At 65.1% G+C, this 26,455-nt stretch carries 24 protein-coding genes; 11 read left to right on the top strand and 13 right to left on the bottom strand.

Annotation, left to right across the window (positions count from 1 at the left end):
* Positions 1-53: 53 nt before the first annotated feature.
* The 11 genes from LGN17_RS33020 to kdsD all read right to left on the bottom strand — a co-directional run bounded on the left by LGN17_RS33020 (position 54) and on the right by kdsD (position 9,286).
* Positions 54-689, bottom strand: a complete 636-nt coding sequence (locus tag LGN17_RS33020; RefSeq protein ID WP_226201051.1) for an LON peptidase substrate-binding domain-containing protein — start codon at positions 687-689, stop codon at positions 54-56.
* Between the two features lie 27 nt (positions 690-716).
* A complete protein-coding gene (gene rapZ / locus LGN17_RS33025) occupies positions 717-1,625 on the bottom strand; it encodes an RNase adapter RapZ (RefSeq protein WP_226201052.1) in 909 nt (302 codons plus the stop codon).
* Positions 1,626-1,700: 75 nt separating this feature from the next.
* Positions 1,701-2,669 (bottom strand): HPr(Ser) kinase/phosphatase, encoded by a 969-nt coding sequence (gene hprK, locus LGN17_RS33030; RefSeq protein WP_011353227.1) that lies wholly within the window; start codon positions 2,667-2,669, stop codon positions 1,701-1,703.
* A gap of 129 nt (positions 2,670-2,798) precedes the next feature.
* The gene (locus tag LGN17_RS33035) at positions 2,799-3,338 is read right to left on the bottom strand and encodes a PTS sugar transporter subunit IIA (RefSeq protein ID WP_226201053.1); all 540 of its coding nucleotides are present in this window, start codon (positions 3,336-3,338) and stop codon (positions 2,799-2,801) included.
* A gap of 169 nt (positions 3,339-3,507) precedes the next feature.
* Positions 3,508-3,867: a ribosome hibernation-promoting factor, HPF/YfiA family gene (hpf, locus tag LGN17_RS33040; protein ID WP_006477786.1), complete on the bottom strand. Its 360-nt coding sequence runs from the start codon at positions 3,865-3,867 to the stop codon at positions 3,508-3,510.
* Positions 3,868-4,024: 157 nt separating this feature from the next.
* Positions 4,025-5,530, bottom strand: a complete 1,506-nt coding sequence (locus LGN17_RS33045) for an RNA polymerase factor sigma-54 (RefSeq protein ID WP_226201054.1) — start codon at positions 5,528-5,530, stop codon at positions 4,025-4,027.
* Positions 5,531-5,689: 159 nt separating this feature from the next.
* Entirely contained in the window at positions 5,690-6,466 is a 777-nt protein-coding gene (gene lptB / locus LGN17_RS33050) for an LPS export ABC transporter ATP-binding protein (RefSeq protein ID WP_175958410.1), read from the bottom strand.
* A complete protein-coding gene (gene lptA, locus LGN17_RS33055) occupies positions 6,463-7,128 on the bottom strand; it encodes a lipopolysaccharide transport periplasmic protein LptA (protein ID WP_175958409.1) in 666 nt (221 codons plus the stop codon). The genes lptB and lptA overlap by 4 nt, the downstream gene beginning before the upstream one ends.
* A 20-nt stretch (positions 7,129-7,148) precedes the next feature.
* Positions 7,149-7,763, bottom strand: coding sequence for an LPS export ABC transporter periplasmic protein LptC (gene lptC, locus LGN17_RS33060; protein WP_175958408.1), 615 nt, complete (start codon positions 7,761-7,763; stop codon positions 7,149-7,151).
* A 3-nt stretch (positions 7,764-7,766) separates the two neighbouring features.
* Positions 7,767-8,303 carry a KdsC family phosphatase gene (locus LGN17_RS33065; protein WP_226201055.1) on the bottom strand — a complete coding sequence of 179 codons (537 nt, stop codon included), beginning with the start codon at positions 8,301-8,303 and terminating at the stop codon, positions 7,767-7,769.
* A complete protein-coding gene (gene kdsD / locus LGN17_RS33070; protein WP_226201056.1) occupies positions 8,303-9,286 on the bottom strand; it encodes an arabinose 5-phosphate isomerase KdsD in 984 nt (327 codons plus the stop codon). Before kdsD ends, LGN17_RS33065 begins: the two co-directional genes overlap by 1 nt.
* Positions 9,287-9,412: 126 nt before the next feature.
* Here kdsD and LGN17_RS33075 point away from each other — a divergent pair, with 126 nt between their 5' ends.
* The 5 genes from LGN17_RS33075 to purU all read left to right on the top strand — a co-directional run bounded on the left by LGN17_RS33075 (position 9,413) and on the right by purU (position 14,556).
* Positions 9,413-11,419 carry a cation:proton antiporter gene (locus LGN17_RS33075; RefSeq protein WP_226201057.1) on the top strand — a complete coding sequence of 669 codons (2,007 nt, stop codon included), beginning with the start codon at positions 9,413-9,415 and terminating at the stop codon, positions 11,417-11,419.
* An 82-nt stretch (positions 11,420-11,501) separates the two neighbouring features.
* Positions 11,502-12,068: an adenine phosphoribosyltransferase gene (locus LGN17_RS33080; RefSeq protein WP_175958405.1), complete on the top strand. Its 567-nt coding sequence runs from the start codon at positions 11,502-11,504 to the stop codon at positions 12,066-12,068.
* A 43-nt stretch (positions 12,069-12,111) separates the two neighbouring features.
* Positions 12,112-12,726, top strand: a complete 615-nt coding sequence (locus LGN17_RS33085) for a LysE family translocator (RefSeq protein WP_175221625.1) — start codon at positions 12,112-12,114, stop codon at positions 12,724-12,726.
* A 5-nt stretch (positions 12,727-12,731) separates the two neighbouring features.
* Positions 12,732-13,598, top strand: a complete 867-nt coding sequence (locus LGN17_RS33090) for an NUDIX hydrolase (protein WP_226201058.1) — start codon at positions 12,732-12,734, stop codon at positions 13,596-13,598.
* 73 nt (positions 13,599-13,671) lie between these two features.
* The gene (gene purU, locus LGN17_RS33095; RefSeq protein WP_226201059.1) at positions 13,672-14,556 is read left to right on the top strand and encodes a formyltetrahydrofolate deformylase; all 885 of its coding nucleotides are present in this window, start codon (positions 13,672-13,674) and stop codon (positions 14,554-14,556) included.
* 95 nt (positions 14,557-14,651) lie between these two features.
* On the opposite strand, the gene LGN17_RS33100 is transcribed toward purU, so the two are convergent.
* On the bottom strand, positions 14,652-15,737 hold the full coding sequence (locus LGN17_RS33100) for an AI-2E family transporter (protein ID WP_226201060.1): 1,086 nt from the start codon (positions 15,735-15,737) through the stop codon (positions 14,652-14,654).
* A 249-nt stretch (positions 15,738-15,986) separates the two neighbouring features.
* On the bottom strand, positions 15,987-18,872 hold the full coding sequence (uvrA, locus tag LGN17_RS33105) for an excinuclease ABC subunit UvrA (protein ID WP_226201061.1): 2,886 nt from the start codon (positions 18,870-18,872) through the stop codon (positions 15,987-15,989).
* Positions 18,873-19,136: 264 nt separating this feature from the next.
* Here uvrA and LGN17_RS33110 point away from each other — a divergent pair, with 264 nt between their 5' ends.
* From LGN17_RS33110 to LGN17_RS33135, 6 genes are all read left to right on the top strand, one after another.
* Positions 19,137-20,324 carry an MFS transporter gene (locus LGN17_RS33110; protein WP_175958400.1) on the top strand — a complete coding sequence of 396 codons (1,188 nt, stop codon included), beginning with the start codon at positions 19,137-19,139 and terminating at the stop codon, positions 20,322-20,324.
* Positions 20,325-20,425: 101 nt separating this feature from the next.
* Positions 20,426-20,971: a single-stranded DNA-binding protein gene (locus LGN17_RS33115; protein WP_226201062.1), complete on the top strand. Its 546-nt coding sequence runs from the start codon at positions 20,426-20,428 to the stop codon at positions 20,969-20,971.
* Between the two features lie 127 nt (positions 20,972-21,098).
* Positions 21,099-22,373, top strand: a complete 1,275-nt coding sequence (locus LGN17_RS33120; protein ID WP_226201063.1) for a tyrosine-type recombinase/integrase — start codon at positions 21,099-21,101, stop codon at positions 22,371-22,373.
* The gene (locus LGN17_RS33125) at positions 22,360-23,916 is read left to right on the top strand and encodes a site-specific integrase (protein WP_319000879.1); all 1,557 of its coding nucleotides are present in this window, start codon (positions 22,360-22,362) and stop codon (positions 23,914-23,916) included. Before LGN17_RS33120 ends, LGN17_RS33125 begins: the two co-directional genes overlap by 14 nt.
* The gene (locus tag LGN17_RS33130; RefSeq protein ID WP_226201065.1) at positions 23,909-25,948 is read left to right on the top strand and encodes an integrase; all 2,040 of its coding nucleotides are present in this window, start codon (positions 23,909-23,911) and stop codon (positions 25,946-25,948) included. Before LGN17_RS33125 ends, LGN17_RS33130 begins: the two co-directional genes overlap by 8 nt.
* On the top strand, positions 25,945-26,415 hold the full coding sequence (locus tag LGN17_RS33135; protein WP_226201066.1) for a hypothetical protein: 471 nt from the start codon (positions 25,945-25,947) through the stop codon (positions 26,413-26,415). Before LGN17_RS33130 ends, LGN17_RS33135 begins: the two co-directional genes overlap by 4 nt.
* The last annotated feature ends 40 nt before the right edge of the window (positions 26,416-26,455 follow it).

Below are 26,455 nucleotides of genomic sequence, written 5' to 3' on the forward strand. Positions count from 1 at the left end.
GCCGGGCCGCGTCTCTCGGGACGCGTGGCGCGAAGCGACCGGCCCGGAGGCGCTTACAGCCAGCCGTGCCGGTCGAGCACGTGGTGCACGGCGTCGATGCGCGCGCCGACGTCCGGAAACTCCATCAGCTTCTGCCGCGCGCGCAGGTCGAGCGGCAGCAGTTCCGCGAGACGGTTCGATACCCAGGTCGGATCGTCGAGGCGGAACGGTTCACCGAACGGCATTTTCTCCGGATCGGACTTCTTCAGTGCGTTGATGATGCGCTCGAGCACCTCGGCGCACGAGCCGAACTGTGCGAGCGCCTGCTCGCCTTCGAGCGGGATGTCGTCGGGTAGCGGCTCCGCAATGCCGACCAGCAGCCCGTTGCTTTCGACGCGATGAGACAGTAGCTCGAAACGCTGTGTGCCGACCGCCTGCAGGTACAGCATGCCGAATTCACCGGTATCGCACTCGGTGATGCGCGCCATGCAGCCGATGGTTTCGGGCACCGACACCGCGCCGTCCTGCGCGACTTCCGGCCCGCTCTTCAGCAGGCACACGCCGAACGGTGCGTTGTCGCGCAGGCACGCGCGGGACATGTCGAGATAGCGTGCCTCGAACACCTTGAGCGGGAGCAGCCCCCCCGGAAACAGCACTGTGTGCAGCGGAAACAGCGGCAGGTCGATCAGGGTGGTCGATAGGGAGGACATGGCGCGCGGGTGAAGGGACGGGCGTCGCTAGGGTCGGTCGACCTCGGAGACGAGCCGCGACGACGCGTCGACATCCACTGGCGCATCACGATGCCGCACGATCACGTTCGCCTCGTGCGCAAGGCGCGCGGCGAGCGTTTCCGCGATGAACACCGACCGATGCTGCCCGCCCGTGCAGCCGATGGCGACGGTCAGGTAGCTGCGGTTGTCATCGCGGAAGTGCGGCAGCCATTTCATCAGGAACGCATGGATGTCGTCGATCATCTGGTGGACGATCGGCTGTGCGTCGAGAAAGGCGATGACCGGTTGGTCGAGCCCGGTGAGCGGGCGCAACTCGTGGTCGTAGTACGGATTCGGCAGCGCGCGCACGTCGAACATCAGGTCGGCGTCGAGCGGCACGCCGCGCTTGAAGCCGAACGACTCGAACATCACCATCAGGTCGTTGCTCTTCTGCTCGATGAAGCGCTTGACCCACGTACGCAGCGCATTCGCGCGCAGCGTGCTCGTGTCGATCTGGTGGCCGAATTCGGCGAGCGGCGCGACGAGGTGGCGCTCGCGCTCGATCGCTTCCTCGAGCGACGACAGCAGGCCGACGTCCGCATCGTGCGACAGCGAGCCGGACAGCGGATGGCGGCGGCGCGTCTCGGAGAAGCGCTGGATCAGCGCCTGGGTGCTCGCGTTGAGGAACAGCACGCGCACGTCGTGCTCGCGCGACAGATCGTGGATCAGGCCGGGCATTTCGTCGAGCGACGCGCTCGAGCGTGCGTCGATCGCGACCGCGAGCCGGTGCTGCCCATGCTCGGCGAGGTAGCGGGCGAGTTCGGGGAGCACGTGCGGCGGCAGGTTGTCGACGCAGTAATAGCCTGCGTCTTCGAGCGCGTTCAGCGCGACGGACTTGCCTGAGCCGGAGATGCCGGTGATGAGGACGATGCGCATGGGAAGCAGAGAATCCTGACGTTTCATCATAGCACCGGCTCGACGCGTCGGCGTTGCGTGGCCGGCGCGTGAGGGTTACACCAGTTTGCCGGGGAACTGACTGTCGGGATCTTGCATCGCGAGTCGTTGCCGATCCATGAAATCACGCAATGTGTCGATTCCGCGCAACTGCAGGATCGTGTTCCGGACGGCCGCCTCGACGAGCACCGCGAGGTTGCGGCCGGCCGCAACCTGGATCGTGACCTTGCTGATCGGCAAGCCGAGCACGTCGACGGTCTGGCTTTCGAGCGGCAGGCGCTGGAATTCGCCGTCGGGGCGCCGCACGAGCTGGACGATCAGTTTCAGCTTCATTTTCCGCCGCACGGCGGTTTCGCCGAAGATCGTCTTGATGTCGAGCAGGCCGAGGCCGCGCACTTCGAGCAGGTTCTGCAGCAGCGGTGGGCAGCGCCCTTCGACGAAATCGGGGCCAAGTCGGACGAAATCGACCGCGTCGTCGGCGACGAGGCCGTGACCGCGGCTGATCAGCTCGAGGCCGAGCTCGCTCTTGCCGAGGCCCGAATCGCCGGTCAGCAGCACGCCCATTCCGAGGATGTCGATGAACACGCCGTGTAGCGTCGCGCGCGGCGCGAGGATGCGCGACATGTAGAGCCGCAGGCTGTCGATCACCGCGGCGGCCGACATCGGCGTCGTGAACAGCGGGGTCGACGAGCGCGTGCAGCGCAGCACGAGTTCGGGGGGCGCCGCGGCGCCGCCGGCGACGACGAGGAACGGCGGTTCGAGCGCGATCAGCTCGGCCATGTGGCGCGAGCGGTCTTCGTCGGTCTGCCGCTGGTAGTAGTCGATTTCGGCTTCGCCGAGCACCTGGATCCGGTTCGGGTGGATCAGGTTCAGGTGACCGACGAGGTCGGCGCTCGAGGTTGCATTGCCGACGGTGTCGGCTGAAAAGCCGCGCTCCCAGCCTTCATGCCCCGTCAGCCAGCTCAGTTTCAGCGTGGCCGCGTTGTCGTCGAAGATGCTCTGGGCGTTGATGCTGGACGTATCCATGACTCTCGTCACTCCAATGGGCCGGTGCGTGCGCGTGGCGACGGACGTCGCCATGCCGGGCCGGCGCCGGGCGGTCCTGAACGGCGGCGTATGCCGCCGCGTACGGGAAAATATTCCACCCGGATCAACTCAAGGTTGCCACTGAGTGAGCAGGCGATGCAACTCGGCGATATCCGTTTCGTTGTGCAGACGCTCGCGCGCGTCGCGATCGGACAGCAGTTGCGCGATTTCCGACAGGATCTCGAGGTGCTGCTGGGTGGCTTGCTCGGGCACGAGCAGGAAAATCAGGAGGCCGACCGGCTGGCCGTCGGGGGCTTCGAACGGAATCGCATCGGCGAGCCGGACGAACGCGGCGAGCGGGTGCTTGAGACCCTTGATGCGCCCGTGCGGAATCGCGACGCCTTCGCCGAGCCCGGTCGAGCCGAGGCGCTCGCGCGCGAACAGGTTGTCCGTGACAGTGCTGCGGGCGATGCCGTTCTGATTCTCGAACATCAGCCCGGCTTGTTCGAACACGCGTTTCTTGCTGGTGACTGAGAGGTCGATGACGACGTTCTCTATGGGCAGGATTTTGGCTAGGCGATTCATGTTGGCAGGCGATTGGGCGGCCTGGGGTCCCCTTGCGGCGGCAGACTGATTATCCATGTTCGGCGATATCAAGGCGTTCGGCATCGGCAACGTGCAACGCAGCTACCGCATCCAGCGCCCCCCGGCGATAACCGGAACATTATAGAGCACAGCCGCGTGCGTGGCGCAGCGCGGGCGGACCGGTTGCACCACGGGCGCGGAGTCGCAAAAAAAACGCCCGGCGAACCGGGCGACGTGTGTGTTGCGGTGCAGGTTACTGCGGCGGCAGTTCGATCTGGTCGATCGACGGTTGAAGCTTGATCGGGTCGTGCGCGTGCGTTTGCAGGCGCTCCATGTGCTTGACGACCTGCCGGTCCAGCTTGTCGATCAGCAGGTCGATCGCTGCGTACAGGTTGCCGTTCGCGCTTTCGACGAAGATGTCCTTGCCCTTCAGGTGCAGGTTGATTTCCGCGCGCTGCTGCTTGTCCTTTTCCTTGTGGTTGTCGACCGAGAGGATCACAGTGCCATCGATCACCTGATCGCTATGCCGTAGCACCCGGTCCAGCTTGGTGATCACGTATTCGCGAATTGCAGGCGTGACTTCGAGATGATGTCCACTGATCTTCAGGTTCATAGTGCTTCTCCAAGCGAGTGACCACCCGGCCGCATCGAGGCGGCGCTCCGGTCGACTTGCCCGTGCCGCACGAGGCGGCGTATCGTGGACAGGTCGCCCGGCCTGTTCCCCGTGTGCGCGGTGGCCGGAACACGCCTGCCGCCGGGCAGGCAGCAGGCTAAAGAGACTTGCGCAGATTCACTGCCGGGATCTTGAGGGCTTCGCGATACTTCGCGACCGTGCGGCGCGCGACCACGAATCCTTGTTCTGCCAGCAGCTCGGCAATGCGGCTGTCCGAAAGTGGCGATTTAGGGTCTTCAGCTCCTATCAGTTGCTTGATGAGGGCTCGGATGGCAGTCGACGAAGCGGCGCCACCGGTGTCGGTCGAAACGTGAGATCCGAAGAAGTACTTAAATTCAAGCGTCCCGAACGGGGTCAGCATGTACTTCCCGGTTGTCACACGGCTGACAGTCGACTCGTGTAGGCCCAGCGTATCAGCTATTTCCCGCAAAACCAAGGGGCGCATGGCAATTTCACCGTGCGCAAAGAAGTTCTTTTGACGCTCGACAATCGCTTGCGCGACACGCAGGATCGTGTCGAAACGCTGCTGGATGTTCTTGATCAGCCAGCGTGCTTCCTGGAGCTGCTGCTTGAGCGAACCGGCCGACGGATCGCCGCGGCTGTTGCGCAGGATGTTCGCGTAGAGGTTGTTGATCCGCAGGCGCGGCACGACTTCCGGATTGAGCTCCGCGAGCCACCCCTGGCCGGCCTTCTTCACGATGATGTCGGGCACGACGTAGTCGGCCTCGGCCTTGCCGTACGCGGCGCCGGGGAACGGCTCCAGCGAGCGGATCAGCGTGTGTGCGTCGCGCAGCGCGTCGTCGCTCGCCTTCAGGTGCTTGCGCAGCCGCGTGAAGTCGCGGGCGGCGAGCAGTTCGAGATGCTGCGACACGATTTCGAGCGCGAGCGTACGTGTCGGGGACGGATCGAGGCGCAGCAACTGCAGCTTCAGGCACTCGGATGCCGAGCGGGCACCGACCCCGGCCGGATCGAAGCTGTGCAGCAGCGCGAGCGCCGCGTTCAGTTCGTCGCAGTCGATCTCCAGCTCGGGCGGCAGGTCGGCGAGCACTTCGTCGAGCGTGGCGGTCAGGTAGCCGTCGTCGTCGAGCGACTCGATCAGGAACATCACGAGCGCGCGATCGCGCGGGCTGGCCTGCGTGACGCGCAATTGCGCGGACAGGTGGTCGCGCAGCGACGTCGCCGCTTCCTGCACCTGCAGCGGCGGGAGGTCGTCGTCGTCGGACGCGCCGCTCGAGCGGCCGAATTCGTCGAGGTTCCACTGCGGGCCGTCGTTGCCGTCGCCGGACGCGTAACCGTCGTATTCGTCCGCGCCGGCCGGCTCGTCGCGCTCGGCGCGCTCGCTCGACGAATTGCTGCTGTTTGCCGCAGCGGGCTCGGTGTTCTGTGCGGGAGGCGTTTGCGCGATCAGCGATCCGTCCGCTGCGACACGCAGCGGGCTCGCGATCCATTCATCGTCGTTCTCGAGCAGCGGGTTCTGCGCGACGGCCATCGCGACTTCCTGCTGCAGTTCGAGCGTCGACAACTGCAGGAGCCGGATCGACTGCTGTAGCTGGGGCGTCAGCGCCAGATGTTGCGACAGGCGGAGTTGAAGGCTGGCTTTCATGGCGAGGAGGGAGTCATACCGGCAGTTTGCCACGACCCAGGCGCGTTGAGCCATCCGCGATTACGCGCGGCGCGCCGCCCGGCCGCGGGCATGGCCGCGAAGCGGGGCGCGGCCCCGCGCGGCAGCGCCGGGCGGGGTGCAGCCAGCCACGAGGAGGAGTTACATCCGGAAGTGTTCGCCGAGGTATACGCGGCGCACGCTTTCGTTTTCGATGATGTCGCTTGGTGCACCGGCGGCGAGCACCGAGCCGTCGCTGATGATGTAGGCGTGGTCGCAGATGCCGAGCGTTTCGCGGACGTTGTGATCGGTAATCAGCACGCCGATGTTGCGCTGCTTCAGGAACTTGACGATCTTCTGGATCTCGAGCACCGCGATCGGGTCGACGCCGGCGAACGGTTCGTCGAGCAGGATGAAGTTCGGGTTGGTTGCCAGCGCGCGCGCGATTTCGACCCGGCGCCGCTCACCGCCCGACAGCGACAGCGCGGGGTTTTCGCGCAGGTGGCCGATCTGCAGTTCGTCGAGCAGCGCTTCGGCGCGCGACGAGATCGCGTCCTTCGACAGCCGCTTGCCGTTTTCGTCGTGCTGCAGCTCGAGCACCGCGCGGATGTTCTCCTCGACGGTCAGCTTGCGGAACACGGACGCTTCCTGCGGTAGGTACGACAGGCCGAGCGATGCGCGCTTGTGGATCGGCAGCAGGCTGATCGAGCTGCCGTTCAGCGAGATCTCGCCCGCGTCGAGCGGCACGAGGCCGACGATCATGTAGAACGACGTGGTCTTGCCGGCGCCGTTCGGGCCGAGCAGGCCGACGACTTCGCCGCTCTTCACGTCGAGCGACACGTCCTTGACGACCGTGCGCGAGCCGTAGCGCTTCTTCAGGTTGCGGACGACGAGCGAGCTCGTCGTGCCGGCCGGCTGGCGGTTCGGTAGCGCGTTCATTGGCCCGGCGCCCCCTGGATCGTGGTCGACGGCGACAGCTTCGCAGGCGCGCCGTTCAGTGGCGCGGGGCCGCCGTTCTTCGGCGACAGCATCGCGCGCACACGGCCGTTCGGGTTGCCCGGCGCGGCGACGTCCTTGCCGCCCTTCGCGGTGTAGAAGTCGCGCTGGCCGTCGTACGTGATCACGCTGCCGTGCACGGTATCGGCGATCGTCGACGTGCCCTGCAGGCGGCGCACGGTCGCGGCGGTGGTCAGCGTGGTCAGGTCCTGCTTGCCGTCGTAGTCGATGCGCTCGGCGTCGCCGTCGATGTACTCGTCGAGGCCTTCTCGCTTCTGGCGGAACGTCGCGTGCTTCTTGCCGCTGCCGAACGACGTTGCGTACTGATAGCCTTCCGGATCCTGGCGCACTTCGACGCGATCGCCCTTGATGATGATCGTGCCCTTCGTGATCACGACGTTGCCGGTCGCGACCGTGACCTGCTTCAGGTCGTCATAGGTCAGGTTGTCGGCCTCGACGTTGATCGGCTTGTTCTGGTCGGCCTTCTCGGCATGGGCGAGCGGCGCCAGCCCGACCAGCGGGAGCGCCACGAGCGTCGCGGCAAGCGCGGCGCGGACGGCGCGCGCAGCGCCGCCGGAAATATGTCGAGGGAACGGTTCGTTCATGCAGTCACGTGAGGGAGTCGTCACTTGGGTTGACCTTTCGAGCCGCCGGACGTGTCCGCCGCGGCGATCGTGCCGCGCACGTTGCCGTAAAGCTCGATGACCCGGGTGACGTTGTTGTACTTCATGCCGTCGGTCGCATTGACGAGCGACAGGCCGCGCTGAAGTTTAACCGGCTTTTCGGTCTGGATCACATCGTCATTGACGAAGATCCGGAAATGCTGGGAATCGGCCTGCATCTGCGGATCGCCGCCGCCGGCCGCGCGCAGGATGCGCGCGTCGTCGTACAAGTCGACGATCGATACGTCGCCGTTGACGGTGCCGCGCTTCGCGGTGGTCGTCACGACCGGCTTGCCGGGCTGGAATGCGCGCATGGCCGGATCGGCCAGGTCGCTGTTTTCGGTGTCTTCGTAATGGATCAGCTTCGCGGCCGTCAGCCGGTACTGGGTCGTGCCGGACTGGTCGAGTTCGGTGACCGAGAAGTTGTCCGCGAAATAGTCGGGCGTATGGCGCTTCGGCTGCGCGACGCCTTCGCCCGGCGGCGGCAGCGTCGCCTGCAGCAGCCACCACGTGATGCCCGCGAGCGCGGCGACCGCGGCGAGCGGCAGCAACTGGGTCCAGCGGAAATGCTTGTTCATCCGTCAGGCTCCGCAGGCGGTCGCGAGCAGCGCGTCGTAGCGGCGCTGCGCGCGCAGGATCGCGTCGCAGACTTCGCGCACGGCGCCGTGGCCGCCGCGGGCCTCGGCCACCCAGTGCGCGCGGGCGATCACCTCGGGGTGCGCATTCGCCGGAGCCGTCGCGAAGCCGCAGCGCAGCATCACGGGCAGGTCGGGCCAGTCGTCGCCCATGTAGCCGCACTGGTCGGCGGTGAGGCCGAGCGAGGCGATCAGGTCGGTGAACACGGTCAGCTTGTTCTCGACGCCCTGGAACAGGTGCGCGATCTTCATTTCCTTCGCGCGCGCCGCGACGATCTCCGAGCGGCGGCCCGTGATGATCGCGGTCGCGATGCCGGCTTCGCCGAGCAGCTTCACGCCGTGGCCGTCGAGCGAATTGAACGACTTCATCGTGTCGCCCGTCGCGGTAAACAGCAGGCCGCCGTCGGTCAGCACGCCGTCGACGTCGAAAATCATCAGCTTCACACGGCTCGCGCGTTCGGCCGCAGTCAGCGCTGCGCTCATCAGATCACCTTCTTCGAAAACAGGTCGTGCATGTTCAGCGCGCCGATCAGCACGCCGTCGGCATCGACCACCAGCATCTGGTTGATCCGGTAGCGCTCCATCAGTTCCACGGCCTCGACCGCCAGGTGATCCGGTGCAACCGTGCGCGGGTTGCGCGTCATCACGTCGGTGATCGGCAGCGTGCGGAAGTCGCCGTCGCGCGCGAGCACGCGGCGCAGGTCGCCGTCCGTGAAGATGCCCGCGACCTTGCCGTTGGCGTCCACCACGGCCGTCATGCCGAGGCGCTTCGCGGTGATCTGGAACAGCGCGTCCGACAGCGTCGCGTCGAGCCCGACGGACGGGACGTCGTCGCCCGAGCGCATCACGTCGCGCACGTAGGTGAGCAGGCGCCGGCCGAGTGCGCCGCCCGGGTGCGAGCGTGCGAAATCTTCCGAGCCGAAGCCGCGCGCGTCGAGCACCGCCACGGCGAGCGCGTCGCCGAGCGCGAGCGCGGCGGTCGTGCTCGCCGTGGGCGCGAGGTTCATCGGGCAGGCCTCTTTCGAGACCGCGGCGTTCAGGTTCACGTCGGCGAGCGTGCCGAGGCTCGACTCCGCACGGCCCGTGATCGCGATCAGCTTCGCGCCGATCCGCTTGACGAGCGGCAGGATCGCGACGAGTTCTTCCGATTCGCCGGAATAGGAGATGCCGATGAAGACGTCGTCGGAGGTGACCATCCCGAGGTCGCCGTGGCTGGCCTCGGCAGGGTGGACGAAGAAGGCCGGCGTGCCGGTACTGGCCAGCGTGGCTGCGATCTTGCGGGCGATATGCCCCGATTTGCCGATACCGGACACCACCACGCGGCCGCGGCAGCCGAGCAGCAGCGCGACGGCCTGGACGAAGCCGCCGTCGAGCTGGTCGCGCAGCGCGCGCACGGCGTCCGCCTCGATGTCGAGCACGTCGCGGGCGAGCGCGAGCGCCCGGTCATCATTGATTTTCGCTATCATGCGCGGAGTATAGCAAAGGCGTTTGTTCGCCGCGCCGGGCCATCGGACTCGTCCGATGCCGCCTATCCCACGCTACGCCACCGTTTCCGCTTCGCGGTGGCCCCGACGAACGAGGACGCTTTGCCCGTGATTTCCCCGCTCGAAATGACCCTGCTGCTGCTGCTGGCCTCGGTGGTGGGTGTCGTCGTATTCCGTTCGCTGAACCTGCCGCCGATGCTCGGCTACCTGACCGTCGGCATCCTGGTCGGCCCGCACGCGCTCGGCATTACGGCGGATCTCGAACGGGCCGAGCATCTCGCGGAATTCGGCGTGGTGTTCCTGATGTTCTCGATCGGCCTCGAATTCTCGCTCGCGAAGCTGAGGTCGATGCAGCGGCTCGTGTTCGGGCTGGGCCTGATGCAGGTGGTCGCGACCCTGGCGCTCGCACTCGTGCTCGGTGCGCTGTTCCAGCGCTGGGAGCACATCACGTGGCAGGGCAGCATCGCGCTTGGCGGGGCGCTCGCGATGTCGTCGACGGCGATCGTGTCGAAGATGCTCGCCGAGCGGCTCGAGATCGAGACCGAGCACGGCCGCAACATCTTCGGCGTGCTGCTGTTCCAGGATCTCGCGGTGGTGCCGTTGCTGATCGTGATCGCCGCGTTCGGCGCCGAATCGTCGAAGGACCTCGCGATCACGCTCGGCTTCGCGGCCGTCAAGATCGTGATCGCGCTCACGCTGCTGCTGGTCATCGGGCAGCGCTTCATGACGCGCTGGCTCAACGTCGTCGCGCGGCGCCGCTCGCAGGAACTCTTCGTGCTGAACCTGCTGCTCGTCACGCTCGGCGCCGCATTCATCACCGACAAGTTCGGCCTGTCGCTCGCGCTCGGCGCGTTCATCGCGGGGATGCTGATCTCCGAGACGCCGTTCCGCCATCAGGTGGAGGAGGACATCAAGCCGTTCCGCGACGTGCTGCTCGGCCTGTTCTTCGTGACGACGGGGATGCTGCTCGATCCGCGCGTGATCTGGGAGCACCCGTTCCTCGTGTTCGGTTTCTTCGTCGGGCAGATCCTGTTCAAGGCGACGATGATCGCCGGGCTCGCGCGGCTGTTCGGCGCGACGCCGGGCGTCGCGATGCGCACGGGCATCGGCCTCGCGCAGGCCGGCGAATTCGGCTTCGTGCTGCTGAACCTGATTCTCGACCGGCATCTCGTCGATTCGACGCTGCTGCAGGCGATCCTCGCGTCGATGCTGCTGTCGATGCTCGCCGCACCGTTCCTGATCCAGAACGCCGACCGGATCGTGATGCGGCTGTCGTCGACGGAATGGATGCAGCAGTCGCTGCAGATGACGCGGATCGCGACGCAAAGCCTCAAGCAGCGCGGCCACGTGATCATCTGCGGCTACGGCCGCGCGGGCCAGAACCTGGCGCGGATGCTCGAGCAGGAGGGCATTCCGTACGTCGCGCTCGACCTCGACCCCGATCGCGTGAGCGCGGCCGCGGCGGCCGGCGAATCGGTCGTGTTCGGCGACGCGGCGCGCCGCGAGTCGCTGCTCGCGGCCGGTATTCACCGCGCGGCGGCGGTGGCGATCACCTACGCGAACACGCCGTCCGCGCTGCGCGTACTGCATCACGTGCACGAACTCGAGCCGACGCTGCCCGCGATCGTGCGCACCGTCGACGATGCCGATCTCGAGAAGCTGCTCGCGGCCGGCGCGACCGAGGTGATTCCGGAAATCGTCGAAGGCAGCCTGATGCTCGCGTCGCACACGCTGGTGCTGGTCGGCGTGCCGATGCGCAAGGTCGTGCGGCGCGTCGAGGAAATGCGCGACGAACGCTACAGCCTGCTGCGCGGCTATTTCCGCGGCGCGGACGACGCGGACGACGACGACCGCGAGCTGGTGCGGCTACAATCGGTGCCGGTCGATGCGCGCGCGGACGCCGTCGGGCGTTCGCTGGAAGAACTGGGGCTGTATGCATTCGGGCTCGAAGTCACGGCGATTCGCCGGCACGGTATCCGCGGCGTCGAACCCGATCCGCAGACCAAGCTGCGCGCGAGCGACATCGTCGTGCTGCGCGGGCTGCCCGAGGCGCTCGCGCTCGCGGAGGAGCGGCTGTCGCGGCATCGGCGCGATCCGCCGGCTGCGGCCGCCTGAGCCGCGCTTGGTGTCACAATCTGACCCGTATTGATTCGAAACGGTGCCCGATCTTCGCGCACCGTTTTTTTCGGAGAGTTTCATGCCGCATTCGTCGTCGGGCGCACCGCTCGATCCGGTCGCCTTCATCCACAGCCAGATCCGCACGGTGCCTGACTGGCCGCAGCCGGGCGTGATGTTCCGCGACATCACGACGCTGCTGCAGAGCCCGAAGGCGCTGCGCATCCTCGTCGACCTGTTCGTCGAGCGCTATGTCGATGCAAAGCTCGACTACGTCGCGGGCCTCGATGCACGCGGCTTCATCATCGCGCCGATCGTCGCGTACGAACTGAGCGTCGGCTTCGTGCCGATCCGCAAGGTCGGCAAGCTGCCGTACAAGACGCGCTCGGAATCGTACGAGCTCGAATACGGCAGCGCGACGGTCGAGATCCACGAAGACGCGTGCCGCCCCGGCGATCGCGTGATCATCATGGACGACCTGATCGCGACCGGCGGCACGATGATGGCGGGGCGCAACCTGCTGCAGCGGCTCGGTGCGGAGGTCGTCGAAGGCGCGGCGATCATCGACCTGCCCGATCTCGGCGGCTCGGCGTTGCTGCGCAACGCCGGACTGCCGGTTTATACCGTCACCGAATTCGCCGGCCACTGAACGCCGGCCCGTCTGAACTTCCACGCTACGCCGCGAGGTCACGATGCCCAACTTCATGCTGTTTCTCGCCACGTCGATCGCGATCACGTTCGCGCCGGGGCCCGACAACCTGCAGGTGCTCGCACGCGGCATCTCGCAGGGCCGCGCGGCCGGCTTCGTCGCCGCGCTCGGCTTCACGGCCGGGATCCTGTTCCACACGACGCTCGCGGCGCTCGGCGTCGCGGCCGTGCTGCGCTCGTCCCCGGTCGCGTTCGAGATCCTGAAGCTCGCGGGCGCCGCATACCTCGTGTGGATCGGCATCAAGGCGCTGCGCAGCCAGGGCCTCGCGAATGCGCATGCGCGTCCGCCGCAGCCGCTTGGCACGATCTTCCGGCAGAGCGTGATCGGCAACCTGATGAACCCGAAGGTCACGCTGTTCTTCGTCGTGTTCCTGCCGCAATTCGTCGATCCGCACGGCGGGCAGAGCGTGACGCTGCAGATGTTCGAACTCGGCGCGCTGTTCATGCTGCAGACGGCCGCGATCTTTTCGCTGTTCGGCGTCGGCGCGGGCATGATCGGCGCGTGGCTGAAGCGCCGCCCGAAGGCCGGCGTGTGGCTCGACCGGATCGCCGGCGCGACGTTCATCGCGATCGGCATCCGCGTCGCGCTGAAGGACTGATCGCGATGACGTTTCCATGCATTGCGGCCGCGCGCCGCTTCGATCCGGCCGCGCACCTGCGTTTCGAGATTGCCGGCCAGGCGGTCGGCTGGGTGCGCCGCGAGGACGTCGCGAGGCTCGCCCGCTGGCCCGACGTGTTCGAGCTGACCGACGAGCGCGCCGTGCTGTCGGCGCGCTACGAATCGGTCGACGCACGCAGCATGGCGCTGGCGAGCGCGATCGGCGCGCTCGCGGCCGAAGGCGCGATCCCCGGCTGGCGCGACGAGATCTACGCGATCCGCAACCGCTTCGACGATCCGCCGCTGGCGTACATCGAGCGCGCCGCGTCGCGCTTCTTCGGTACGCAGACTTACGCGGTGCATCTGAACGGCATCGTAGAATATGCGGTTACGCCGGGCGAGCCGTCTGCCGCGGCCGTCCCGCAGATGTGGCTCGGCCGCCGCAGCGAGACCAAGGCAACCGACCCCGGCATGCTCGACAACGTCGTCGCGGGCGGGATCGGCTGGGGCCTGGGCGTTCACGAGACGCTCGCGAAGGAATGCTGGGAAGAAGCCGGCATTCCGGCCGAACTGGCCGCGCGCGCGATCGCGGGCCGCGCGGTGCAGGTGCTGTGCTCGCTGCCGGAAGGCACGCAGTCCGAACTGATCTTCGTGTACGACCTGCCGCTGCCGCGCGACTTCGCGCCGCGCAACCAGGACGGCGAAGTGGCCGAACACCTGCTGGCCGGCGTGCCCGAGGTGATCGGCTGGCTGCGCGCCGGCCGCGCGACGATGGATGCAAGCCTCGCGACGCTCGACACGCTGCTGCGCCACCGCTGGATCCCGGCGGCCGACGCCGCGGGCATCGACGCACTGTTCGCACCGGCCGCGTGACGCGTGCCATGCATGCAGCCTGGCGGCGCGAACGGGCCATTTGACGAATACGGAAACGAAGGGAGTAGCGGTCATGCCGACCGATCACAGCTTTATCTTGAAACTGTCGTGCCCCGACCGGCACGGCATTGTCCATGCGGTCTCGGGCTTCCTGTTCGAGCGCAGCAACAACATCCTCGATTCGGCGCAGTTCGGCGACAGCCGCACCAGCGAATTCTTCATGCGCGTGCACTTCGAGCAGGACGGCGGCGGCGCGGATGCCGCGTCGGCGCTCGACACGCTTCGCAAGGAATTCGCACCGCTCGCGGAACAGTTCTCGATGCGCTGGGAACTGCATGACGCAGCCGTGAAGTCGCGCGTCGTGATCATGGTGTCGAAGATCGGCCACTGCCTGAACGACCTGCTGTTCCGCTATCGCACCGGCCAGCTGCCGATCGAGATCCCGGCGATCGTGTCGAACCACAAGGAGTTCTACCAGCTCGCCGCGAGCTACAACATCCCGTTCCATCACTTCCCGCTGATCGGCGGTTCGTCCGATGCCGCGAAGGCCGCGCAGGAAGCACGCGTGCTGGAAGTGATCGACGAGCACCAGGCCGATCTCGTCGTGCTCGCGCGCTACATGCAGATCCTGTCGCCGAACATGTGCGAGCAGCTCGCCGGTCGCGCGATCAACATCCACCATTCGTTCCTGCCGAGCTTCAAGGGAGCGAAGCCTTACTACCAGGCGTTCGACCGTGGCGTGAAGCTGATCGGCGCGACCGCGCACTACGTGACGACCGATCTCGACGAAGGCCCGATCATCGAGCAGGAAGTCGAGCGCGTCGACCACAGCATGACGCCCGATCAGCTGACCGCGATCGGCCGTGACGTCGAATGCGTGACGCTCGCGCGCGCGGTGAAGTGGCACGTCGAGCACCGGATCGTGCTGAACGGGACGAAGACGGTCGTGTTCCGCTGATTCGTCGGGCGCTGGACGGCCGCCCCCCACAAACAAAAACGCCGCGCCCTTCACGGGGCGCGGCGTTTTTTATTGCCGCTGACGCACGGGCTGCGTCAGATCAGCCGCAGCAGGTACAGCTCGCGCTTCAGGTACGCATAGAAGATCGGCGCGGCGATCACACCCGGCAGCCCGAACGCGGCTTCCATGATCAGCATCGCGAGCAGCAGCTCCCATGCGCGCGACTCGATCTGGCCGCCGATGATCTTCGCGTTCAGGAAGTATTCGAGCTTGTGGATGACCACGAGGAACGCCAGCGACGCGATCGCGGTGCCCATGCTGACCGACAGCGATACGGCGACGATCAGCGTGTTCGAGATCAGGTTGCCGATCACGGGCAGCAGCCCGACGATGAACGTGACGAGCACGAGCGTTTTCGACAGCGGCAGCCGCTGGTGAAAGATCGGCAGGGCGACGAGCAGGTAGATGCCCGTGAACACTGCGTTGATCGCCGAGATCTTGATCTGCGCGAACACGATCCGGCGGAATGCGTCGGCGAAGCGCGACACGCGCGTGACGAGCGCCGTGGACAGCGGCCGGCGCACCTTGCCGTGCTCGACGCCGATCGCGATCATCGCGCCGATGATCATCCCGAACAGCACGTGGCCGAAGCCGCGCGCGACGCTCTTGCCGCTTTGCTGGAGCTGGTCCATGTGCGAGTGCATCAGCACGGCTGCCTTCGTCTTCATCTGCTCGACATCGACGGGCAGCAGGTTCGCGATCCAGGCCGGCGTGCGTGCGCGGGTCTGCTCGACGATCTGCATCAGCTGGTCGAGCAGGCTTTGCAGGTTCGGCACCGTGCGCTCGAAGTGTTCGATGATGCCGATCGTCAGGCCCGTCAGCGCGCCGACGATCGCGATCGACAGCAGCACGACGGCGACCCAGCGTGCGCGCATGCTCGTGGTGTGGCGTTCGATCACGGGGGCGATCGTGTGGATCAGCTGGTAGACGAGCAGGCCGGCCAGCAGCCCGCCGAGCAGCTTGAGCTCGATCACGAGCCACATGGCGAGGATCGCGAACACATAGCTGCCGATCTCGAGTGCCGACAGTTTCGGCAGGCTGAAGTCGCTCGTCAGCCGCACGCTGCGCAGGTGCGGTTCGCGATTCTGCACATCGCGAGACGAGTCTGGTTGCTTCTCCATCGTGGATTCCTGTCGTTCGTGTGTCATGCCGCGGAATGCGCGGCAGAGCCGTGTTCGCCCGACGCCGCACCGGATTGGTGCGTACGGCGAACCTTACGACCGTAAAGTATAGCCGCCATTATGGTCCGCAACGGAGCCGTTTGGCGCATGGTGTAAACGCAGAAGGGAAAACGAGAGGGGGCTCGTTGCGCGGTGCGCAGGGGCGCGGGGGGGGGGGGGGGGGGGGGCGGCAGGAGAGGGCGGGACGCGTCAGCCCGCCGCGACCTTGCGGGCCGGGCGCTTGAGCAGCGGCGCCAGATACTTGCCGGTAAAGCTCGCCTTTGTCTTCGCGACCTGCTCGGGCGTGCCCTGCGCGATGATCTGGCCGCCGCCGGCGCCCCCTTCGGGGCCGAGGTCGATGACCCAGTCGGCCGTCTTGATTACGTCGAGGTTGTGCTCGATGATCACGACCGTGTTGCCCTGGTCGCGCAGCCGGTGGATCACTTCCAGCAGCAGCGCGATGTCGTGGAAGTGCAGGCCGGTGGTCGGCTCGTCGAGGATGTACAGCGTGCGGCCGGTGTCGCGCTTGGAGAGTTCGAGCGACAGCTTCACGCGCTGCGCCTCGCCGCCCGACAGCGTCGTGGCCGACTGGCCGAGGCGAATGTAGCCGAGGCCGACGTCGAGCAGCGTCTTCAGCTTGCGCGCGATGACCGGCACCGCGCTGAAGAACGCGTACGCGTGCTCGACCGTCATGTCGAGCACTTCGCTGATGTTCTTGCCCTTGTACTGCACTTCGAGCGTTTCGCGGTTGTAGCGCTTGCCGTGGCACACGTCGCACGGCACGTAGACGTCCGGCAGGAAGTGCATTTCCACCTTCAGCACGCCGTCGCCCTGGCACGATTCGCAGCGGCCGCCCTTCACGTTGAACGAGAAGCGGCCCGGATCGTAGCCGCGCTCCTTCGAGGTCGGCACGCCCGAGAACAGCTCGCGGATCGGCGTGAACAGGCCCGTGTAGGTGGCCGGGTTCGAGCGCGGCGTGCGGCCGATCGGCGACTGGTCGACGTTGATCACCTTGTCGAAGTGTTCGAGGCCCTCGATCGCCTCGTGCGGCGCCGGTTCGGCCGACGAGCCGTACAGGTGTCGCGCGACCGCGTGATACAGCGTGTCGTTGATCAGCGTCGACTTGCCGGAACCCGACACGCCGGTGATGCAGGTCAGCAGGCCGACCGGCAGTTCCAGATCGACGTGCTTCAGGTTGTTGCCGTGCGCGTCGACGATGCGCAGCATCCGCTCGGGATCGGGGGCAAGCCGCTCGTCCGGGTATTCGATCGTGCGCTTGCCGACCAGATACTGGCCGGTGAGCGACTGCGGGTTCGACTGCACCTGCTTCGGCGTGCCTTCCGCCACGATCACGCCGCCGTGCTCGCCGGCGCCCGGGCCCATGTCGACGACGTAGTCGGCCGTGCGGATCATGTCCTCGTCGTGCTCGACGACGATCACCGAGTTGCCGAGGTCGCGCAGGTGCTTGAGGGTTGCGATCAGGCGGTCGTTGTCGCGCTGGTGCAGGCCGATCGAAGGCTCGTCGAGCACGTACATCACGCCCGTGAGGCCCGAGCCGATCTGCGACGCGAGCCGGATGCGCTGGGCCTCGCCGCCCGACAGGGTTTCCGCGCTGCGTTCGAGCGACAGGTAGTCGAGGCCGACGTTGTTCAGGAAGGTGAGGCGCGCGACGATTTCCTTGATCACCTTGTCGGCGATTTCGCGCTTCGCGCCGTCGAGCGACAGGCCGTCGAAATAGCCGAGCGCGTCGCGCAGCGGCCAGCCGCTGATTTCAAAGATGCCGCGCGCGTAGTCGCCCGTGCCGATCCGCACGTGGCGCGCCTCGCGGCGCAGGCGCGTGCCGTCGCACGACGGGCAGGGCTGGTTGTTCTGGTACTTCGACAGCTCTTCGCGCACCGCGACCGAATCGGTCTCGCGGTAGCGGCGCTCGAGGTTCGGGATGATCCCTTCGAACACATGCTCGCGAATTGTCGTGCGGCCGCGCTCGTTGATGTACGAGAACGGGATCGTCTGCTTGCCCGAGCCGAACAGCAGCACCTTGCGGATCTTTTCCGGGAGATCCTCGAACGCGGCGTCGATGTCGAATTCGTAGAACGCCGCGAGACTCTGCAGCATCTGGAAGTAGAACTGGTTGCGGCGGTCCCAGCCCTTCACGGCACCGGCGGCGAGCGACAGCGACGGGTGCGCGACGACCCGCTTCGGGTCGAAGAACGTGATCTGGCCGAGGCCGTCGCATTCCGGGCACGCGCCCATCGGGTTGTTGAACGAGAACAGGCGCGGCTCGAGCTCCTGCAGCGAGTACGAGCAGATCGGGCACGCGAATTTCGAGCTGAACAGGTGCTCGTGGTCGGTATCCATCTCGAGCGCGATCGCGCGGCCGTCGGCGAGGCGCAGCGCCGTCTCGAACGACTCGGCGAGGCGCTGCTTCATGTCCGGGCGCACCTTCAGGCGATCGACGACGACGTCGATCGTGTGCTTGTCGTTCTTCTTCAGCTTCGGCAGCGACTCGACTTCGTAGATCTTCGCGACGCCTTCGTTCGCGGCGCCTCCGCCCGAGCGCACGCGAAAGCGCACGAAACCCTGCGCCTGCATCTCCTCGAACAGCTCCGCGTGCTCGCCCTTGCGGTTCGCGACGACGGGCGCGAGGATCATCAGCTTGGTTTCCTCGGGCAGCGCGAGCGCCGCGTCGACCATCTGCGACACGCTTTGCGCTTCCAGCGGGATGTCGTGGTCGGGGCAGTACGGCGTGCCGACACGTGCGAACAAAAGTCGCAGGTAGTCGTGGATTTCCGTGACCGTGCCGACGGTCGAACGCGGGTTGTGGGACGTCGCCTTCTGCTCGATCGAGATCGCCGGCGACAGGCCTTCGATCAGGTCGACGTCGGGTTTCTCCATCAGCTGCAGGAACTGGCGGGCATACGCGGACAGGCTTTCGACGTAGCGGCGCTGGCCCTCGGCATAAAGGGTATCGAACGCGAGCGACGACTTGCCCGACCCGGACAACCCGGTAATCACGATCAGCTTGTGGCGCGGCAGGTCGAGATTGACGTTTTTCAGGTTGTGGGTACGAGCCCCACGGATGCGGATCTGTTCCATGAACCTGGCCAAAATGGAGGGAACCAAACCTGCTACTATAACGGCTTTTCGAGGCCGTCGTTTGGGGCCCCCAGCCTTAGCAGCGGATGGCAGCAAGATGGCGCCTGCGCCGGGAAAGCGGCCGCGCCGCGCGGTTCCGGGCGGCCTGCGGGCTGCCTGAATCCTGCCCCGACGTGTTGCCGGCCAAGCCTCCCGGGCCGCTGGTCCTGATCTTCCGCCGCCCGGTGTCGGGCGGCCATTCCGATCATTCGAAATTCATTCCCGATGTCCAATCCGTCTGCCACGTCTTCCCGCATGACTGCGCCCGAATTGCGCGCGACCGCGTCGCTCGCGGCGATCTTCGCGCTGCGCATGCTCGGCCTGTTCATGATCATGCCGGTGTTCTCGGTCTACGCGAAAACCATCCCGGGCGGCGACAACGTGCTGCTCGTCGGCATCGCGCTCGGGGCCTACGGCGTCACGCAGTCGCTGTTCTACATCTTCTACGGCTGGGCGTCCGACAAGTTCGGCCGCAAGCCGGTGATCGCCACGGGCCTCGTGATCTTCGCGATCGGCAGCTTCGTCGCCGCGTCCGCGCATGACATCACGTGGATCATCGTCGGCCGCGTGATCCAGGGGATGGGCGCGGTGTCGTCCGCGGTGCTCGCATTCATCGCCGACCTGACCTCCGAGCAGAACCGCACGAAGGCGATGGCGATGGTCGGCGGCTCGATCGGCGTGTCGTTCGCGGTCGCGATCGTCGGTGCGCCGATCGTGTTCCACTGGGTCGGGATGAGCGGGCTGTTCGCGATCGTCGGCGTGCTGTCGATCCTCGCGATCGGCGTCGTGCTGTGGATCGTGCCCGATGCGGCGAAGCCGGTGCACGTGCCCGCGCCGTTCGCCGAGGTGCTGCACAACGTCGAGCTGCTGCGCCTGAACTTCGGCGTGCTGGTGCTGCACGCGACGCAGACGGCGTTGTTCCTCGTCGTGCCGCGCCTGCTCGTCGACGGCGGCCTGCCGGTCGCCGCGCACTGGAAGGTCTACCTGCCGGTGATGGGGCTCGCGTTCGTGATGATGGTTCCGGCGATCATCGTTGCGGAAAAACGGGGCAAGATGAAGCCGGTGCTGCTCGGCGGCATCCTGGCTATCCTGATCGGCCAATTGCTGCTGGGCAGCGCGCCGCATACCATCCTGATTGTGGCGGCGATTCTTTTCGTCTACTTCCTGGGTTTCAACATCCTGGAAGCGTCGCAGCCGTCGCTCGTATCGAAGCTCGCGCCCGGCTCGCGCAAGGGCGCGGCCACGGGCGTCTACAACACCACGCAGTCGATCGGGCTCGCGCTCGGCGGCATCGCGGGTGGCTGGCTGCTGAAGCACGGAGGCGCCAATACGGTGTTCTACACGTGCTCGGGGCTCGTTGCCGCCTGGCTTATAATCGCGGCCAGCATGAAAGCGCCACCGCGCAAGGCCTGAACTTACTTCGGGCAGGCACCGACGGCGTTCGCCGGCTTGCCCGGCGGGCCGTACCGACACTATGACCGGGCGGCCCGGCATCGAATTTACTGGAGAAACACATGGCATCCGTCAACAAGGTCATCCTCGTCGGCAATCTCGGCGCCGATCCTGAAGTCCGTTACCTGCCGAGCGGCGACGCGGTTGCGAACATCCGTCTCGCGACGACCGACCGCTACAAGGACAAGGCAAGCGGCGATTTCAAGGAAATGACCGAGTGGCATCGCGTCGCGTTCTTCGGTCGCCTGGCGGAAATCGTCAGCGAATACCTGAAGAAGGGTTCGTCGGTCTATATCGAAGGCCGCATCCGCACGCGCAAGTGGCAGGGCCAGGACGGGCAGGATCGTTACTCGACCGAAATCGTCGCCGACCAGATGCAGATGCTCGGCGGCCGCGGTGGTGCGGGCGGCGGCGGTGGCGGCGGCGATGAAGGCGGTTACGGCGGCGGCTACGGTGGTGGTGGTGGCGGCGGCCGCGGCGAGCAGATGGAGCGCGGCGGTCGTGCCGGCGGCGCAGCGCGTGGCGGTGCAGGCGGCGGCGCGCAGAGCCGTCCGAGCGCACCGGCAGGCGGCGGCTTCGACGAGATGGACGACGATATTCCGTTCTGACGGGTACTTTTAGGAAAGTGTAACTATCTTGCCCGCAACCTTCGTGGTTGCGGGCTTTTTTATTATTTACATTTTTTTCATGGCCTTGTATCGTGCTGCGAACCGGGCACTTTTAAAATGTAAATAAATGGCCGAACGCTACACCGTCAGGAGTACCGTTTTTGAGTCAGGCGAGCGTTGCCCGCTGCTGATAGATGTCCGCACTGGTGTGCCGTTGTTCGACCCGACGGTCTTCGTCCTCAGCGAGTTCCGGGCGCGCAATCGGGCGAGCGCCACCATTGAGCAGGTGCTGCGTGCGCTGAAGGTGTTCCTGCTTTTCTGTGACAAGCATCGAATCGACTTGGCCACGCGCATGCTGGAAGGGCAGTTACTTGACCTCGGGGAGCTTGATGCGCTCGTGCAAATGTGCCGCCTTCCAATGTCGGATATCGAGGCGCAGGTCGATGCGTGCCCGACTGCGGCTGAGCGAGCGGCCGTTTCTATCGAACGCTACCGGGCTAGGGCGAACAGAAGCCTTCCAGAAGTTGCAGGCGATTCCGCTGGTGTGCGGATACGGTACATCCGGCAGTTCATTGGCTGGCTAGCCGACCGGCGTTTGCTGAGTCTGAGCGCCCGACATCCGTCGCGCGCGGCACTGCTTAGTGCCAGAGACATTGTGGTCGCCGGCTTGGCTGCCCGTGTTCCGACCGGCAACAACCGCAACAAGACGCATGGCCGCAGGGCGCTCGATGACGCAGCACAGGAGCGTCTGTGGCAAATTGTCGACGTCAATTCGCCGGATAATCCGTGGGAAGGTCGGCATGCCAGATTGCGCAACGAACTCATCGTGCGCTGGTTCATGGGCTTTGGCGTCCGGCGTGGTGAGCTTCTTGGCGTAAAGGTTAACGACGTGAACTTCCGGGCGAACGAAGTGTTTATCGCCCGACGGCCGGATGACCCCAGCGACCCGCGCGTTCATCAGCCCAATGCTAAGACGGCCGACCGACTTCTACCTATCAGTGACGATTTGGCACGCCGGACGCGTCATTACATCCTGGAGGAACGACGCGGCTTCCCCGAGGCACGAAGGCATGCGTTTCTGTTCGTGGCCAACGGTGGGGCGCCGCTTTCGTTGCGCGGACTCAACAAGATTTTTGAGGTGCTGAGCGCGAAGCACCCTGAACTGATGGGTGTCTTCCCGCACCTGTTCCGCCACACGAACAACTACAACTTCTCCAAGAAAGCTGACGAGCAGGGCATGGACCCGGAAAAGGAAAAGAAGACTCGGTCGCACCTGATGGGCTGGTCGGAAACGTCGGGCACAGCTGAAACCTATACCCGTCGCGAAATCCAGCGGAAGGCGCGCGAGGCCTCGCTGCAACTGCAGAACACGATGGTGAAACCACGCAATGAGAACGAGTAACAGCGTTGACTTGCCGGTCGTTGTGCCATATGCCGGTATCCTGCCGGTCAGTGTGAGGACGCGTGGGGGCGTAATATTCGACCCCCGTGACGACGAGTGGGAACTGCGAGAGCCGACCTTCAGTGCAAAACTCCAATTCGGCACATTGCCTGGACTTGGAAGCCACTTCGAGTTGGCGTTTCGGTCGACACTCGTTTGGTACGCTCAGAATCAGTCGCTGCCACATTTGAGGAACATGTTCTATCGGGCGCGCCATTTGTTTGAATTTGTCGCCGAAACGAGCAAAGCCCCTCTGGTAGTGATTTCAAGTGTGGACCTCCTGAACTACAGGTCGCATATTGGACCGGATAATGAATGGTATTTGGGTGCCGTCTCAGGCTTCTTGAAGCGTTGGCGGCTACTCGGTTATACCGGCGTCACGTCAGATGCCGACATGCTCTTGGCCCAGCTTCGGTTGAAAGGTAACCCTAAGGGCGTAGACGTAGCCACGTTGGACCCTGTGAATGGGCCGTTCACGGCGCTGGAGCTGGAGGCGCTTCAAACGGCACTCAACGCCGCCTATGCCCGGCGTGACGTCGGCATGGAAGCGTATGTGCTGTGCTGGCTGTTGATGATGCTGGGTCAGCGGCCGACGCAGTACGCGGCGTTGAAGGTCCGCGATGTTGTCGTTGTTCATGAAAAGGACGGCGCAACGACTTATTCACTCCGCATGCCAAGGGCGAAGGGGCGTGACAGCGACGCGCGGGGCGAGTTCAGGGACCGCGTGCTGACTCCCGAGATTGGGGCGCTGGTAGCCAGACATGCCCACGAGGTCCAGACGCGTTTCGCCGGATTGCTCGATGACCCTCTGGATGCTCCTCTGTTTCCCGGGGAGAAAGTGGATGGCGCGATTGCTGGGTTTGAGTATCACCAGACATCTGGTCAAATGCGGGGCAAGATTAATTCGACGATGAGCGCTCTCAAAGTCATCTCGGAGCGCACCGGTGACAACATCCATATCGGGCCAAAGAGGTTTCGCCAGACAGTAGGTACCCGTGCAGCCGAAGAAGGCCACGGCGAGTTGGTGATAGCCGAGCTGCTCGACCATTCCGACACGCAAAACGTCGGCGTGTACGTACGGTCAACGCCGGCTATTGTTGAACGCATCGACCGCGCAGTCGCGATGCAGCTCGCTCCGCTCGCGCGGGCGTTTGCCGGTAAGCTCGTCAACGGTCCGTCCGAGGCCACGAGGAGCGACGACCCGGCGAGTCGGATACGGGCACCGGCGGTTACTGGCAAATTCGAGGCGATGTCCAGTTGTGGCAATCACGGCTTCTGCGGGTTCCTGAAGCCTATCGCCTGCTACACCTGCAACAGTTTCGAACCGTGGCTCGACGGCCCGCACGAGGAGGTTCTGGAGTATCTGATTGCAGAGCGGGAGCGTTTGATGGCCGCTGGCGATGCGCGAATCGCGTCGATTAACGACCGTACCATCTTGGCTGTTGCGGAGGTCGTCCAGCTCTGCAAGGCTGCTCGCGATGACAGCAGCACGGCCAATGACTAACCTCGTTACGTTCGTGCCGCAGGCTGACCTCGATGCCCGGGCCAATTTAATGGCCTTCATTGACCTATGCAGGACCAGGCTTACGGTATTCGGCCAGTCACTCGACTTTGAGGCTGACTTCTGGGACGTGTCCGACACCATCAAGCTGGCTGGGAAACTGAAGAGGCTGCGGCTCATTTATAGCAATCTCGATACCTGTAACGAGCCGATGCGCGTCATGATGCGCGAACCGTTTAAGTCCTTCGCAAAGTCCTACATGCGCTATGAGCACGGAATGAATCCGACCCACGACGTAGGGAAGCGCATCCTTGCCCTCAGGGCACTGGAAGCAGCACTGCTGGAGACCGGAACTGCGGACCCGGTGCGGATTGACAGGTACGTTCTAAACCGCGCCGCTCAGCGTCTTGGTGAGCGAACCGCCTCGACCACGGCATACAGGACCGGCGGTCAACTCGAAAAAATTGCCAACTTCCTGTGCGACAACCGTTTGATTGCCGTACCGAACCGATGGCGAAATCCATTGAGGCGGCCGAGCGATACGGTAAGGGTTGGCAAGGAGGCTGACGAGCGCCGGTTGGCCAAGATGCCGAGCCCGGCGGCGCTTGATGCGCTGCCCCAGGTATTTCAGCTTGCCACGTCGCCGGGCGACGTTCTCGTGTCGTCGGTCATAGCGATTCTTTGTTCGGCGCCGGACCGTATCAGCGAGGTACTCCAGCTTCCGGTCAACTGCGAAGTCCGGCAGCAACGCGAAGGCTCGGAGGAGCCGGCCTACGGCTTGAGATGGTGGCCCGCCAAAGGGGCAGCTCCGATGGTGAAGTGGGTTGTTCCAACGATGTCCGGCGTCGTCGAAGCGGCAATTGCAAAAATCCGCAGACTCACCGATGAGGCGCGCGTCGTTGCACGCTGGTATGAAGAGCACCCGACCCAGCTTTACCTGACCGAAGACATGGAGCACCTCCGCACGCAGGAGTGGCTCAGTATGGCTGAGGTTGCTGACATCGTCTTTGCTGAGCCGGTAGACGCGAACGCGTCACGCATTTGGTGCGATGCCAATCGGCTTTCTAAGCAGAAGCGCAGCGGATACGCCTATGTCCGTTTCGCTGACGTGGAGGCGGTCGTGCTTCGACAACTGCCGCGGGGATTCCCCGTTGTTGTCGCAAAGACAGGACTCTTATACAGCAATGCGCTCTTCGTTATGCAACGCAATGCGCTGCATCCGCGGCGGGCGCGCTTCCGCTGCGTCCTTGAGCCGGTGACAGACTCGCACATCCATCCTCGCTTAGGCCAAGGGGCGAACAACGGCATCCAGTCTATCTTTGACCGTTGCGGCTTTTATGAGCACGACGGTGGTCCGATTCGTGTCCACACCCATCAGTTCCGCCACTATCTGAACACACTTGCGCAGGCTGGTGGTCTGAGCCAGCTTGACATAGCCAAGTGGTCCGGCCGGAAGGACGTGCGGCAGAACCGCTACTACGACCACGAGACGCCCGCAGCCGTCGTGGCGCGCATCCGGACTGCGGTCGGCGACGACACACGCATGTTTGGCCCGCTGGCCGCAGGGCCCCGCGCAGCAGTCATCACTCGCGACGAGTTTGCTAGGCTAAAGGTGCCGACGGCGCACACGACGGACTTCGGATATTGCATCCACGACTACGTGATGTCGCCGTGCCAGATGCACCGCGATTGCCTCAACTGTGGAGAACAGGCTTGCGTGAAGGGTGAGTCGGATAAGGAAAATCGCATCCGACAGGCCCATGCCGAGGCGACGCGGTTGCTGGCGATGGCTGAGCAGGCGGACGCCGACGGTGAACTTGGGGCCGGCGAATGGGCAGAGCATCATCGGACCCAACTCGCCCGGATAACGGCACTGCTCGACATTCTGGATGACCCGGCTGTTCCGCGCGGTGCCGTCATCCAGTTGATGCCCGCAGACATTCCGTCCCGGCTTGAGCAGGCGGAACAAGCCCGCGTATTGCTGTCTGCGCCTTTAGGCGGAGACTCATCGCCGCCTCGCGAGGGTGTGGAATGACTCGTATTAGAGAGAGGAACCTTGACGACAAGGTCGTTACCATCATCGTCGAGGTGCTTGACGGCTGGAATGGCAGGTTGACCTGGGAAGCGCTTATCGAGGCGGTCGAGAAACGGGAGGGCCTCAGATACACGCGGCAGACGCTTCACCGCCACGAGCGAATCCGGCTGGCCTTCACGGTGCGAAAGAAGGCGCTGTCGGGGCAAAGTGCAGAGTCCAGGGCGGTAGCATCGCCGGAGTTGCAGGTCGCCCTGCAGCGTATCGCAAGGCTGGAAGCGGAAAACCAACGACTTGCTGCCGAGAACAACGCTTTGCTGGAGCAGTTTGCTCGCTGGGCCTATAACGCACAGACCCGCAACCTGACAGAGGATTTCTTGAACCATCCGCTTCCTGCTGTAGACCGTCAGCGAAGCAAACCGCTGCACGCAGTAACGAAGCGAACGGCAGCCAGCAAGAACAGGCGATGAGAATGGGATGAGCGTTGCCGCGCAAAGGGATGTGGATAAA

Source organism: Burkholderia sp. AU30280, assembly GCF_020420125.1.
Lineage (GTDB): Bacteria > Pseudomonadota > Gammaproteobacteria > Burkholderiales > Burkholderiaceae > Burkholderia.